The sequence below is a fragment of the Neisseria sicca VK64 genome, from assembly GCF_000260655.1.
In the GTDB taxonomy this organism is placed as follows: Bacteria; Pseudomonadota; Gammaproteobacteria; order Burkholderiales; family Neisseriaceae; genus Neisseria; species Neisseria sicca_B.
In genome coordinates this window covers 42,252-54,763 of sequence record NZ_AJMT01000201.1, presented here as the reverse complement: position 1 = coordinate 54,763, position 12,512 = coordinate 42,252, and the positions used below count along the sequence as shown (strand labels likewise).

Below are 12,512 nucleotides of genomic sequence, written 5' to 3'. Positions count from 1 at the left end.
AGCGAGTTTCGCTAAAACAAGCGAAGCAGATTTCGCCAAAATCCGAAATCAGTCGGTTTCGGCATTAGGTTTCGCAAGTGAAGCCCGTGCTACGGGCTATTGAATTTGCCATCATCAGGAATTGCTATGAAACGCAGCATATTGATATTTTTATCCTGCATCGCCCTGCCTGCTTACGCCGCCGGTTTTTCCGCGCACGTTCCAAAAGGTTGGAAAATCATCAAAAACGTGGAGGGGGATTTAAACGGCGATAATCAAGCCAATGCCGTTTTGGTGCTGCAAAAGCAAGACAAGGCAAACATCATCCCAAACGACTCTATGGGACTACCTGATTTGGATACCAACCCGAGGATGTTGAAAGTATTGTTTAAGCAGGCAGACGGTTACAAGACGGCTGTCGAAAACACAACGTTGATTCCGCCTGAAAGCGATAAAGATAATGGCTGTCTTGATGACCCGTTTTCTGATGTATCCATCGATAAAGGTCGTCTGAAAGTGAGTTTGCAGTGGTTTTACAGTTGCGGAAGCTGGTGGATGGGTGACAGTGACTACCTATTCCGTTACCAAAACGACCGCTTTCTTCTGATTGGGTATACCAATTCCCAACATAACAGAGCTTCAGGCGAAATTGAGGAGTACAGTGACAATTATCTGACTGGAAAGCGGAAAAGAACGACTGGCGGCAATGTGTTCGATTCTTCAAAAGACCGTCCGAAAGTCAAATGGGAAAGATTTAAAAAGAAACCTTATTATTTGGACGAGCCTTATCGCCATCCTAGAGTAGAGAGATAGGTCGTCTGAAAATGATGAGCCGTAAAAAGCTGTTTTCAGTAAACACCAAATCCGATCATCCGTTTTACCCAAACACCAACAGAAAGCCCTTTTATGACCGATTTACGCCATTTGAGCCGCGAAGAGCAAAAACTGCTTGCCGATGTTACCCTGCTGGTTCAAAACGACGACCAAGAGTTTAACTATGAAATGTTGAAAGCCGCCGCGCCGGACGAAGCCAGCGGCGAGTTTTGGTTCCGTATGGCGGAAACGCTCAGTACGCTGCCGCCCAACCGTTCGCTGGATTTGCGCCTGAACGGCGGCAGGCTGACGGTTGCCGTGTCGATTTTGTCGGTATTGCTGCAAGACAGCCCCGAGATTCCGCAGCTTTGGGCGCAAAAGGTGATTGCGCTCAACTACTTGGCACACGGGCATCAGACCCGCGCGCGCGGTTTGGCGCAGCAGGCGGACAAAGCGGCGGAGGCCAACGAGGAAGAGTATTTGGCGAAGACTTTATCGCAAAACCTGCTTTCCACTTTGAAAGACGCATTGGAGCGGTTTCCCGAAGACACATGGTTTGCCGAAATGCGCGATGACGCATGGAAACATTTCGGCGCGGAACAGGCCGTCTGAAGTTTTGAACGATAAACGCAAGCCGTGTAAAATCATTTGAATCACGTTTCAAATCCATACTACTTAACAAGAAGGAACACCCATGAAAGTATTATTGTTAGGCGCGCCGGGCGCGGGCAAAGGCACTCAGGCACAATTCATCACCGCTGCGTTCGGCATTCCGCAAATTTCCACCGGCGACATGCTCCGCGCTGCGATTAAAGCAGGCACGCCGCTGGGTTTGGAAGCGAAAAAAATCATTGACGAAGGCGGCTTGGTGCGCGACGACATCATCATCGGCATGGTCAAAGAGCGCATCGCGCAAGACGACTGCAAAAACGGTTTCCTGTTTGACGGTTTCCCGCGCACGCTGGCACAAGCCGAAGCGATGGTTGAAGCGGGCGTGGATTTGGACGCGGTCGTTGAAATCGATGTACCCGACAGCGTGATTGTCGACCGCATGAGCGGCCGCCGCGTCCACTTGGCTTCCGGCCGTACCTACCACGTTACCTACAATCCGCCCAAAGTCGAAGGCAAAGACGACGTAACCGGCGAAGATTTGATTCAGCGCGACGACGACAAAGAAGAAACCGTCAAAAAACGCCTTGCCGTGTACCACGATCAAACTGAAGTGCTGGTCGATTTTTACAGCAAGCTTGAAGGTGAACACGCGCCGAAATACATCAAAGTTGACGGCACTCAGCCGGTGGAAGCCGTGAAAGCCGAAATATTGGGCGCATTGGGCAAATAAATCGAAAAGGTCGTCTGAAAACAGTAAATCAGGTTTCAGACGACCTGTTTTTGATAAACAGCGTGTTGCAACCGAAAAATAATCATTCGGCGTCATTCCCGCGCAGGCGGGAATCCATTTCTGAATTTGGGCAATCGCTGTTTAAATCTGATGAACTGAGTTTTATCAATGGATTCCCGCCTGCGCGGGAATGACGGCTGATGTACCGGTTCAAATTTATCCGAAACAGTTTGTCGGGGGCTTGAGTCCGCGTAGGTCGGACATCAATGCCCGACCTACGGTTTGAATTTACGTTGTACTGCGAAAAAGACGATAAAGGTCGTCTGAAAACCCGAAACGAAAACACCATGAATCCTTTAATCACCGACTTCCAAACTCCGCAACAACGCACCCCCGTCATCGTTGCCCTTGATTTTGCCAACGAAAAAGACACGCTCGGATTCGTCCGCAACCTTGATCCGACCTTGTGCCAAATCAAAATCGGCAAAGAGCTGTTTACCGCTACGGGACGCAGTTTGGCGGAAAGCCTGATTCATCAGGGTTTCAAACTCTTTCTCGATTTGAAATATCACGACATTCCCCACACCGTCGCGCAAGCCTGCAAAGTCGCCGCCAACATGGGCGTGTGGATGGTCGATATGCACGCATCGGGCGGCCGCCGCATGATGGAAGCCGCCTCCGAAGCCGTTGCCGGATACGGCACGAAACCGCTCTTAATCGGCGTAACCGTATTGACCAGCATGGAACAAAGCGATTTGGCGGAAATCGGTTTGAACATCGCCCCTGAAGAACAAGTCATCCGCTTGGCGAAACTGGCGCAAAGTTCGGGCTTGGACGGCGTGGTCTGCTCTGCCCAAGAAGCCGCGCCGCTGCGCCGCGAATTAGGGCAGGATTTTGTCTTGGTCACGCCCGGCATCCGTTTGGACGTTGCCGGCAACAACGACGATCAACGCCGCATCATGACGCCCGCCGAAGCATTGGCGGCAGGTTCGACTTATCTGGTGATGGGCCGCCCCATTACCCAAGCCGCCGATCCGGTAGCCGTATTGCGCGAAGTGAACCGCGTGGCGAACGCTTAAGGTCGTCTGAAATATGAGAGCCATCGTCATCGGGGCAACCGGCGCAACAGGCAAATCCCTGTTGCCCTTGCTGACAGCACATTCGGAAATCGAGCATATAGATTGCTTCGGACGCAGAAATCCCGATTTTTCCCATCCCAAGCTGTACGCTCATCAGATTGATTTTGCCCGGATTGAAACATGGCGTGATGAAGTGCAGGGAGATGTGTTGTTTGCCTGCTTGGGCACGACTTTGAAAGCGGCAGGCAGCAAAGAGGCGCAATGGGCTGTCGATTACAAAGCGAATCTTGAGTTTGCCAAAGCCGCACGAGAAAACGGCGTGAATACCTTGGTTTTGGTTTCTGCTTCCGGCGCTAATGCCGCTTCACGCCTGTTTTATCAAAGGATGAAAGGCGAATTGGAGCAGGCATTAATTGCTTTGAACTTTCCGCGCCTTATCATTTTCCGTCCGCCATTGCTGATTCGTCCGAATAGCGACCGCTTGGGCGAAAAAATCGCCAAACGGATTTTGTACGGACTCAACCGCATCGGCCTGCTGAAAAACCAACGCCCGCTTGCCGTTGAAGCATTGGCGCAAGCCATGTTGAAGGCAGCTTTGAGGTCGTCTGAACATTCAGTGCAGGTGTATGAACCTCAGGACATTTTCAGACTTTCGGACGGATAATCCGAATACGCAGTTTTGCAGAAAATTTTAACAACGGAGCCAGTATGGTTACCAAGTTCCAACAAGAAACCCTCAAATCCCGTTTCGCACAAGCCAAAGTCCTTGTTGTCGGCGACGTGATGCTCGACCGTTATTGGTTTGGCGACGTGTCCCGTATTTCACCCGAAGCCCCCGTGCCGGTGGCGAAAATCGGACGAATCGACCAACGCGCGGGCGGAGCGGCGAACGTTGCGCGTAACATCGCTTCGTTGGGCGGCAAAGCTGGGCTGTTGTCGGTAACCGGCGACGACGAAGCCGCCGACGCGCTCGACGCGCTGATGGCGCAAGACGGTGTCGCCTCCTATCTGATGCGCGACAAACAAATCGCCACCACCGTCAAACTGCGCGTCGTCGCCCGCAACCAGCAGCTTATCCGCCTTGATTTTGAAGAACATCCCAACCGCGAAGTGTTGGAGCAAATCAAGCAGAAATACCGTGAAATATTGCCCGAATACGATGCAATCATTTTTTCGGACTACGGCAAAGGCGGCCTGTCGCATATCTCCGATATGATAGATTGGGCAAAACACGCAGGTAAAACCGTATTAATCGACCCCAAAGGCGACGATTACGAAAAATACGCCGGCGCCACGCTGATTACGCCCAATAGAGCCGAATTAAAAGAAGTGGTCGGCAGTTGGAAAAACGAAAGCGAGCTGACCGAAAAAGCGCAAAACCTGCGCCGCCACCTCGACCTGACCGCCGTTTTACTGACCCGAAGCGAAGAGGGCATGACCCTGTTCAGCGAAGGCGAACCCATTTACCAGCCCACCCGCGCTCAAGAAGTTTACGACGTATCCGGCGCAGGCGACACCGTCATTGCCGGAGTGGGCTTAGGGCTGGCGGCAGGCTACACCATGCCCGAAGCCATGCATCTCGCCAATACCGCCGCCGGTGTCGTCGTCGCCAAACTCGGTACGGCGGTCTGCTCGTTTGCAGAGTTGAACAAAGCATTGGAAGAGCAGTAATTTCTTTTTCAGACGACCCCATCTTTCCAAGGTCGTCTGAAACGAGTGCAACGAGTTTCGCTAAAACCAAAAATCAAAGGAAACCCAATATGACCATCATCGTAACAGGCGCGGCCGGCTTTATCGGCAGCAACATCGTCAAAGCCCTCAACCAACGCGGCATTACCGACATCGTCGCCGTCGACAACCTGACCCGTGGCGAAAAATTCAAAAACCTTGCCGAGTGCGAAATCGCCCACTACCTCGACAAACACGAATTCATCCGCCAAGTGCGCGGCCATCTTCTGCCCTACGAAAACATCGAAGCCGTCTTCCACCAAGGCGCGTGTTCCGACACCATGAACCACGACGGCCTCTACATGATGGACAACAACTACCAGTACACGCTCGACCTTCTAGACTGGTGTCAGGACGAACGCATCCCCTTCCTCTACGCCTCCAGCGCCGCCGTGTACGGCAAAGGCGAAATCTTCCGCGAAGAGCGCGAACTTGAAAAACCGCTCAATGTGTACGGCTACTCCAAATTCCTGTTTGACCAAGTATTGCGCCGCCGCATGAAAGAAGGTCTGACCGCCCAAGTCGTCGGCTTCCGCTACTTCAACGTTTACGGACAACACGAACAACACAAAGGCCGCATGGCATCCGTCGCCTTCCACCATTTCAACCAATACCGCGAACACGGTTACGTCAACCTGTTTGGTGCCAACGACGGCTACGGCAACGGCGAACAAACCCGCGACTTCGTCAGCGTCGAAGACGTCGCCAAAGTCAACCTCTACTTCTTCGATCATCCCAATCTCTCCGGCATCTACAACCTCGGCACCGGCCGCAGCCAACAGTTCAACGAACTCGCCGCCGCCACCGTCAACGCCTGCCGAGCCGCCGAAGGCAAACCTGAACTGAGCTTAAAAGAGCTGATAGAAGAAGAACTTATCCGCTACATCTCCTTCCCCGACGCGCTCAAAGGCAAATACCAAAGCTTCACCCAAGCCGACATTACCAAACTGCGCGAAGCCGGATACAAGGAAGAATTTTTGGATGTCAAAGCAGGCGTCGAGCGCTACGTCAAATGGATGCTGGAAAATTTGGCTTAATTTGAAATGCGTATGAAAAGGTCGTCTGAAAACTCAGATTTGAGGTTTTCAGACGACCTTTCCCATACAAACCTCGTCTGAAACCCCTTATAATCCAACCTTTCCCCATTTATTCCCGCTCCCGATGTCCGAACTCTTCGCACCCTCCTCCATTTCCGTATCCGAACTCAACGCCCTCGCCAAAGCCTTGCTGGAAGACCATCTTGCCGGTTTGTGGATTGCGGGCGAAGTGTCCAATCTGACCCGTGCCGCCAGCGGGCATTATTATTTCTCGCTCAAAGACAGCCGCGCGCAGGTGCGTTGCGCGATGTTTAAAGGTGCGGCGGCGCGTTTGGCAAAGCCTTTGAAAGAAGGCGACCATATCGAAGTGGCGGGCAAAATCAGTATTTACGAGGCGCGGGGCGAATTTCAGATTACCGTGAACGAGGTGCGGCTAAAAGGCTTGGGACAACTTTACGAAGCCTACGAGCGGCTGAAGACGCAGTTGCAGGCGGAAGGCGCGTTTGCGGCGGAACGCAAGAAACCTTTGCCCGCCAGACCGCAATGTATCGGCATCGTAACCAGTCTGGCAGCGGCGGCATTGCGCGATGTCGTTACCACCTTGAAACGCCGTGCGCCCGAAATTCCCGTCATCGTTTATCCGACCGCCGTTCAAGGCGCGGGCAGCGAGTTTCAGATTGCCCAAGCGATTAAAACCGCATCGCAATGCGCCGAATGCGATGTGTTGATTGTCTGTCGCGGCGGCGGCAGCATTGAAGATTTGTGGGCGTTTAACGAAGAACCGGTCGTGCGCGCCATCGAAGCCTGCGCGATTCCGGTCGTCAGCGGCGTGGGACACGAAACCGATTTCACGCTTGCCGATTTCGTCGCCGATGTGCGTGCGCCCACGCCGACCGGCGCGGCGGAACTGGTCAGCCCCAACCGCCAAGAATCGTTACACCGCCTCGCCCAAGCCCAAGGTCGTCTGAAAACCGTTTTGGAACAACGTTATTTCGATGCCAGCCAAAAGCTCGACTGGCTCGCGCGGCAAATCCGCCACCCGCGCCAAAAACTCGATGAACAGCGCACCCACATCCACAAACTGGCGCAAACCCTGTCCTACTCGATGACGCAAAACGTCCGCGCCCACACCGCCCGTTTCGAACGCCAAACCCAAGCACTGAAACATTGCCGCCCCGATATTTCCGTTTACCGGCAAGACATCAGCCGTTTTCAGACGACCTTGTCGCACGCCTTCCGCCAACTGCTTGCCCAACGCCGCCAAAGCCTGACCGCCCAAACCGCCCTGCTCGAAGCCGTATCGCCACAGCAGATTTTGGAGCGCGGCTTCTCCGTCGTCAAAAACACACGCGGACAAGTCATCCGTAACGCTGATGTTTTAAAGCAAGGGCAGAAACTGCACATCACTTTTGCCGACGGCGAAACCGACGTGCGCGTAACCAAAGAGCAGGAGCAGCGGGAATTATTTGATTAATCGTCAGCTTGGATGAAGAAGGTCGTCTGAAAACGAGCGTGGCAAGTTTCAGACGACCTTTTGATTTTGATGGAAGGCAAGAAACAGGACTATCGTAAACTCAGATATAGTGGATTAACTCGAAACTGATCCCAAACAAAAAGGTCGTCTGAAAATGTTCAGACGACCTTTTGAGTTCAAACGATGAACGATTAGTGTTGATGCGCGCCACCGTGGTCATGGCCATGACCGTGATCCATGCCGGATTGCGGCGCGGTTTTCACTTCCAGTTGTACGGTTTGAGGTTTGGCATTTTTGAATTTCAGGGTAACCGGTACTTTTTCGCCTTCTTTCAGCGGTTTTTTCAGACCCATGAACATAACGTGGTAGCTGCCCGGTTTCAGCTCGGTTACGCCTTTTGCCGCCAGCGGAACACCACCTTTGACTTCGCGCATGCGCATCACGCCGTTGTCGTTGACATGGGTATGCACTTCAACACGGTCGGCTACCGGGCTGCTGCCGCCGACCAAGAAGTCTTGTTTGGCTTCATCGTTGTGGATCTTCATGAACGCGCCGCCCATTTTCATGCCTTCAACGGTGGCACGCGCCCAACCGTCTTCAACGTGAACACCGGCTGCGGAAGCGGTGGATACCAAACCTGCTGCGATCAGGGTTGCCAATAATTTTTTCATGTATTGCTCCTTTATGATGAAATGGGTGGTTTTGTTGCGGCAAAAGCTTTCCGCGCGACATTGCATGTCGGTAATACTGTTCTCATCCTACATGCAATGGTCGTCTGAATGCTTTGACTCAGATTAAACAAAATGATTCAAATTAATTCATGAGAATTAATACTTAGTAAGTATAAATCATCTCAAAGTAAATTTAAACATACCCGCGCCACAATGCGATCGCCCACACGATACCCAGCATCGTCAAAGCGAGCAATTGCGCGGCGGAGCCGGCATCTTTGGCGCGTTTTGCCAATTCGTGTTTTTCGGTGGAAGTGTGGTCAACGGCGGCTTCGACGGCGGTGTTGAACAATTCGGTGATCAGCGAAACAAACGACGCAATAATCAGCAGCATTTTGGTCGCGGAGTCGAAATTGAGGATGAAGGTCAAGACAATCAAAATCAGGTTCAGCCACAATACTTGGCGGAACGCGCTTTCATAGCGGTAGGCGGCGGCAAGCCCGTCTTTGGAATAGCCGAATGCGTTGATGATGCGTTTGATACCGCTTTTACCTTTTTTATCGGCAGCGTAAGAAGATGGTTTCATAAGTAATGTTTGTATCAATATTTATATTTGTAAAAAGGGGTCGTCTGAAAACGAACGAAGCGAGTTTCGCCAAAACGAGCGAAGCGGGTTTTGCTAAAACGGATTCGGATTTCAGACGACCTTTCGGGATTATTGTTTGGACCAAGCTTCGACAGCGTCGGCAAACATCGCGGCGACGTCGAAGTTTTTTTGTTTCATGATTTCTTGGAAACCGGTCGGGCTGGTAACGTTGACTTCGGTCAGGTTGCGGCCGATAACGTCCAAACCTGCCAACAAGATACCGCGGCGTTTGAGTTCGGGGGCGAGGGTTTCGGCGATTTCTCGGTCGCGTTCGCTCAATTCCTGCGCCACGCCGCGTCCGCCTGCCGCCAGATTGCCGCGTGTTTCGCCGTTTTGCGGAATACGCGCCAAAGCATAGGGCACGACTTCGCCGCCGATAATCAGGATGCGTTTGTCGCCGTGGACGATTTCGGGGATGTAGCGTTGTGCCATGATGGTGCGGGAATCAAGCTGCATCAGGGTTTCGAGGATGCTGCCGATGTTGGGGTCTTTTTCGGTCAGGCGGAAAATGCCCATGCCGCCCATGCCGTCCAGCGGTTTGATGATGATGTCGCCGTGTTCTTTCAAAAATGCGCGGACATCGGCGGAACGGGTCGTAACCAGCGTAGGCGCGGTGAACTGGCTGAAATTCAAAATCGCCAGTTTTTCATTGAAGTCGCGCATCGCCTGCCCGCTGTTAAAGACCTTCGCGCCCTGCTGTTCCGCCAGCGTCAGGAATTGGGTGGCGTAGAGGTATTGCATATCGAACGGCGGGTCGGTGCGCATAATGACGGCATCGAAGTCTTTCAAGGTCGTCTGAACTTTGTCTGCCGCTTTAAACCACTCATGGTCATCGTCGCTTTTTGCACCGAGAAACTCAAACGGCGCAGCCTGAGCCGTCACCAATCCTTGCTGTACGGACAATTCGCCGCTCAAGGTATGGAAAAGCTGCCAGCCGCGTTTTGCCATTTCGCGCATCATGGCGTAGGTGGTGTCTTTGTAGGTTTTGAAACTTGCCATCGGATCGGCAATAAACAGGACTTTCATGGGAACTTCCTTATAAACGAACGACGTAATCATACCTTGTATTGAGGTCGTCTGAAAGGGCGCGGGCGGTTTGGCAAAGAGGTCGTCTGAAAAGCGGTTTGTGGATTGTGTTACACACAAACTGCCTTTTCAGACGACCTCTTCGATTCTGCGTTTAAGCGGCGGCAAGGCTGATTAACTCTGCCGCATGGCTGCGGGTCGTGTCGGTAATGATTTCGCCGCCAAGCATACGGGCGATTTCTTCGATACGCTGCTGATGGTCCAACACGCTGATTTCGCTGACAGTTTGTTCGCCTTCGCTGTGTTTGCGCACCTGCCAATGGTTTTCACCGCAGGAAGCGACTTGCGGCAGGTGGGTCACGGCGAGCACCTGATGTTTTTTACCCAAAGCACGCAGGGCTTTGCCGACCATTTCTGCCACGCCGCCGCCGATACCGGTATCGACTTCATCAAAAATCAGCGTAGGGACTTGCGTGTATTGGCTGGTAACCACCTGCAAGGCAAGGCTGATGCGGGCAAGTTCGCCACCGGACGCGACTTTGTTCAGCGGACGGGACGGATTGCCTTTGTTGGCGGCAACTTGGAACTGTACCTGCTCCAAACCGTGCGCTGTGGGCGAAGACGGCAGCAGGACGATGTCGAAACGCGCGCCTTTCATGGCGAGATGCTGCATATGTCCGGTCGTTTCCTCGCCCAACCTGCCCGCCGCCTGGTGGCGCATGGCGGAAAGAACATGGGCGGCTTCCTGATATTCGGCAAGGTTGCGGGCAACGGTTTGCGTCAACGCTTCCAAATCGGCAGCGGCTTGCAGGCTTTGCAGGCGCTCGTCGATTTCAGCCAGCTTTTGCGGCAGGGCTTCAGGCTCGATGCGGTATTTCCGCGCCATCCCCATCAGCTCGCCCATGCGCTGCTCCTGCGCCGCCAATTCGTTGGGATCGATGTCGCTGCGGCCTGCGACGTCGCGCATATTGGCACTGATTTCGCCCAATTCGGCTTCAATGCTCGCCAGCATATTCAGGCTTTCGGCAAAGCGCGGCTCGATGTTTTGCAGATTGGTCAATAGCTTTTGGCATTGATAAATTTGACGTTGGATGCCGTTGTCGCCATCAATGTAGTCGCCGACTTCTTCGGCAGCCTGCAACAGCTCGGCAGAATGGGCAAGGCTGTCGTGGCTTTGGCTGAGGGCTTCCCATTCGCCTTGTTTGACGTCCAACTGGTTCAATTCGTTGAACTGCCATTCCAAACGCTCACGCTCGATAATGATGGTCTCGGCGTGTTCCTGCGCCTCTTGGAGGGCTTTTTTCGCATTGACCCAGTTTTGATAAAGCTGTCTGACGGTTTCCGCCTGTGCTTTGCTGCCCGCAAATGCGTCCAACAATTCGCGCTGGGCAGATTCTTGATTGAGGGAATGGTGGGCGTTTTGCCCGTGGATGTCGATAAGCTGCCCGCCGATGGCTTTAAGCTGCGCCAGCGTGGCTGCCTGATTATTGATGAAGCTGCGGCTTTTTCCTTTGGCGTCGATGATGCGGCGGATGCTGAGTTCTTCCGCATCTTCGTCCAAAAAACCCTGCTCCTGCAATTGGGCTTTGAGATCGGGCAGAAGGCTGATGTCGAACAATGCCGACAACTGCGCTTCCTTCGCACCGCTGCGGACTTGGCTGTAATCGGCCTTATCGCCCAACAAAAGCCCGATTGCGTCCAGCGTAATCGATTTGCCCGCACCTGTCTCGCCGGTCAAGACGGTAAAACCGCTTTGGAAATCCAGATTGAGGTTTTCAACAATGACAAAATCACGCAGAGAAAGTGCCAACAGCATGGTAGTATTCCTTAGTAAATCGACCGCACATCGGCGGTTAACTTTAGATATGCTGATTATAACTAAGATTTTTTATAGTTTAAATAAGGTTTTCCTTATTTTATATCTAACAAACTGAATACAATGATATTATTTTTTAAAAAAAGGTCGTCTGAAAACCTATTTCCAGTTTTCAGACGACCTTTGCCAATCCTGCTGATTTAATTAATCAGCCGCTCCGGCGTTTCTTCCTGCTCCTCTTCTTCGCCTGTCGGCGGCGTTTCGATCAAATCAGGCAAAACCAATTCGCCCAATTCCGTCAGCGGCGGCAAATCTTCCAAACTGTCCAAGCGCAAATCGCTCAAAAACGTCGGCGTCGTCGCCCACAGCGCAGGCCTGCCGACGGAATCACGATGCCCGATCACTTCAATCCAGCCCCTGTCCTGCAAGGTCTGCATCACGTTCTGCGACACCGCCACGCCGCGTATACCCTCAATGTCGCCGCGCGTCACCGGCTGCTGGTAGGCAATAATCGCCAGCGTTTCCATCACAGCGCGGGAATAGCGCGGCGCACGCTGCTCCTGAAGGCTGCCCAGCCGCTCGAAAGCCGCCTGCGCAATCTGAAACCGCCAGCCTTCGTGCGTATGCACCAGTTGCAACGCCCTGCCCTGCCAACGCGTTTTCAACTGCGCCAGCACGTCGATTAATTTGTCCTGCGACAGCGGCGGCACACACAATTCGCGCATGGATTTTTCGTTTAGGGGTTCGGTTTGGGTCAAAAGCGCGGCTTCAATGAGCGCGTCGGGAGGGAGTTTTTCAGTCATAACGTTAAAATTTAATTGTTTTGATGTTTTCAGACGACCTTAGACAAGGACTCTTTTCAGTTTTATAGTGGATTAAATTTAAATCAGGACAAGGCGAC

13 protein-coding genes are annotated in these 12,512 nt (G+C 52.8%); 8 read left to right on the top strand and 5 right to left on the bottom strand.

Going from position 1 to position 12,512, the window contains the following annotated elements; all coding sequences use genetic code 11:
• Window positions 1–99 precede the first annotated feature (99 nt).
• From HMPREF1051_RS11920 to xseA, 8 genes are all read left to right on the top strand, one after another.
• A complete protein-coding gene (locus HMPREF1051_RS11920; protein WP_231286322.1) occupies window positions 100–792 on the top strand; it encodes a hypothetical protein in 693 nt (230 codons plus the stop codon).
• A gap of 93 nt (window positions 793–885) precedes the next feature.
• Window positions 886–1,404, top strand: a complete 519-nt coding sequence (locus tag HMPREF1051_RS11915; RefSeq protein WP_003769102.1) for a hypothetical protein — start codon at window positions 886–888, stop codon at window positions 1,402–1,404.
• Between the two features lie 82 nt (window positions 1,405–1,486).
• Window positions 1,487–2,134 carry an adenylate kinase gene (adk, locus tag HMPREF1051_RS11910; protein ID WP_003769075.1) on the top strand — a complete coding sequence of 216 codons (648 nt, stop codon included), beginning with the start codon at window positions 1,487–1,489 and terminating at the stop codon, window positions 2,132–2,134.
• Window positions 2,135–2,481: 347 nt separating this feature from the next.
• Window positions 2,482–3,213, top strand: a complete 732-nt coding sequence (pyrF, locus tag HMPREF1051_RS11905; RefSeq protein ID WP_036493232.1) for an orotidine-5'-phosphate decarboxylase — start codon at window positions 2,482–2,484, stop codon at window positions 3,211–3,213.
• A gap of 13 nt (window positions 3,214–3,226) precedes the next feature.
• Window positions 3,227–3,877: an NAD(P)H-binding protein gene (locus tag HMPREF1051_RS11900; RefSeq protein ID WP_003768970.1), complete on the top strand. Its 651-nt coding sequence runs from the start codon at window positions 3,227–3,229 to the stop codon at window positions 3,875–3,877.
• A gap of 44 nt (window positions 3,878–3,921) precedes the next feature.
• The gene (gene hldA, locus HMPREF1051_RS11895) at window positions 3,922–4,884 is read left to right on the top strand and encodes an ADP-heptose synthase (protein ID WP_003768995.1); all 963 of its coding nucleotides are present in this window, start codon (window positions 3,922–3,924) and stop codon (window positions 4,882–4,884) included.
• 89 nt (window positions 4,885–4,973) lie between these two features.
• Complete coding sequence (rfaD, locus tag HMPREF1051_RS11890; RefSeq protein ID WP_003769096.1) at window positions 4,974–5,978, top strand: ADP-glyceromanno-heptose 6-epimerase; 1,005 nt, start codon at window positions 4,974–4,976, stop codon at window positions 5,976–5,978.
• A gap of 124 nt (window positions 5,979–6,102) precedes the next feature.
• Entirely contained in the window at window positions 6,103–7,452 is a 1,350-nt protein-coding gene (xseA, locus tag HMPREF1051_RS11885) for an exodeoxyribonuclease VII large subunit (protein ID WP_003769033.1), read from the top strand.
• 191 nt (window positions 7,453–7,643) lie between these two features.
• Here xseA and HMPREF1051_RS11880 read toward each other — a convergent pair whose 3' ends face one another.
• From HMPREF1051_RS11880 to scpB, 5 genes are all read right to left on the bottom strand, one after another.
• Entirely contained in the window at window positions 7,644–8,123 is a 480-nt protein-coding gene (locus tag HMPREF1051_RS11880) for a copper chaperone PCu(A)C (protein ID WP_009311228.1), read from the bottom strand.
• Between the two features lie 193 nt (window positions 8,124–8,316).
• Entirely contained in the window at window positions 8,317–8,709 is a 393-nt protein-coding gene (locus HMPREF1051_RS11875; RefSeq protein WP_003756111.1) for a diacylglycerol kinase, read from the bottom strand.
• A 129-nt stretch (window positions 8,710–8,838) separates the two neighbouring features.
• The gene (gene gshB / locus HMPREF1051_RS11870; protein ID WP_036493210.1) at window positions 8,839–9,795 is read right to left on the bottom strand and encodes a glutathione synthase; all 957 of its coding nucleotides are present in this window, start codon (window positions 9,793–9,795) and stop codon (window positions 8,839–8,841) included.
• Window positions 9,796–9,949: 154 nt separating this feature from the next.
• Entirely contained in the window at window positions 9,950–11,611 is a 1,662-nt protein-coding gene (recN, locus tag HMPREF1051_RS11865) for a DNA repair protein RecN (protein ID WP_003769017.1), read from the bottom strand.
• Between the two features lie 200 nt (window positions 11,612–11,811).
• On the bottom strand, window positions 11,812–12,414 hold the full coding sequence (scpB, locus tag HMPREF1051_RS11860; RefSeq protein WP_003769031.1) for an SMC-Scp complex subunit ScpB: 603 nt from the start codon (window positions 12,412–12,414) through the stop codon (window positions 11,812–11,814).
• Window positions 12,415–12,512: the final 98 nt, after the last annotated feature.

Coding starts and splice junctions, on each gene's coding strand:
- HMPREF1051_RS11875 (WP_003756111.1), bottom strand. CDS start 8,709: ATGAAACCATCTTCTTACGCTGCCGATAAAAAAGGTAAAAGCGGTATC.
- HMPREF1051_RS11915 (WP_003769102.1), top strand. CDS start 886: ATGACCGATTTACGCCATTTGAGCCGCGAAGAGCAAAAACTGCTTGCC.
- hldA (WP_003768995.1), top strand. CDS start 3,922: ATGGTTACCAAGTTCCAACAAGAAACCCTCAAATCCCGTTTCGCACAA.
- scpB (WP_003769031.1), bottom strand. CDS start 12,414: ATGACTGAAAAACTCCCTCCCGACGCGCTCATTGAAGCCGCGCTTTTG.
- HMPREF1051_RS11900 (WP_003768970.1), top strand. CDS start 3,227: ATGAGAGCCATCGTCATCGGGGCAACCGGCGCAACAGGCAAATCCCTG.
- adk (WP_003769075.1), top strand. CDS start 1,487: ATGAAAGTATTATTGTTAGGCGCGCCGGGCGCGGGCAAAGGCACTCAG.
- HMPREF1051_RS11880 (WP_009311228.1), bottom strand. CDS start 8,123: ATGAAAAAATTATTGGCAACCCTGATCGCAGCAGGTTTGGTATCCACC.
- pyrF (WP_036493232.1), top strand. CDS start 2,482: ATGAATCCTTTAATCACCGACTTCCAAACTCCGCAACAACGCACCCCC.
- rfaD (WP_003769096.1), top strand. CDS start 4,974: ATGACCATCATCGTAACAGGCGCGGCCGGCTTTATCGGCAGCAACATC.
- gshB (WP_036493210.1), bottom strand. CDS start 9,795: ATGAAAGTCCTGTTTATTGCCGATCCGATGGCAAGTTTCAAAACCTAC.
- recN (WP_003769017.1), bottom strand. CDS start 11,611: ATGCTGTTGGCACTTTCTCTGCGTGATTTTGTCATTGTTGAAAACCTC.
- xseA (WP_003769033.1), top strand. CDS start 6,103: ATGTCCGAACTCTTCGCACCCTCCTCCATTTCCGTATCCGAACTCAAC.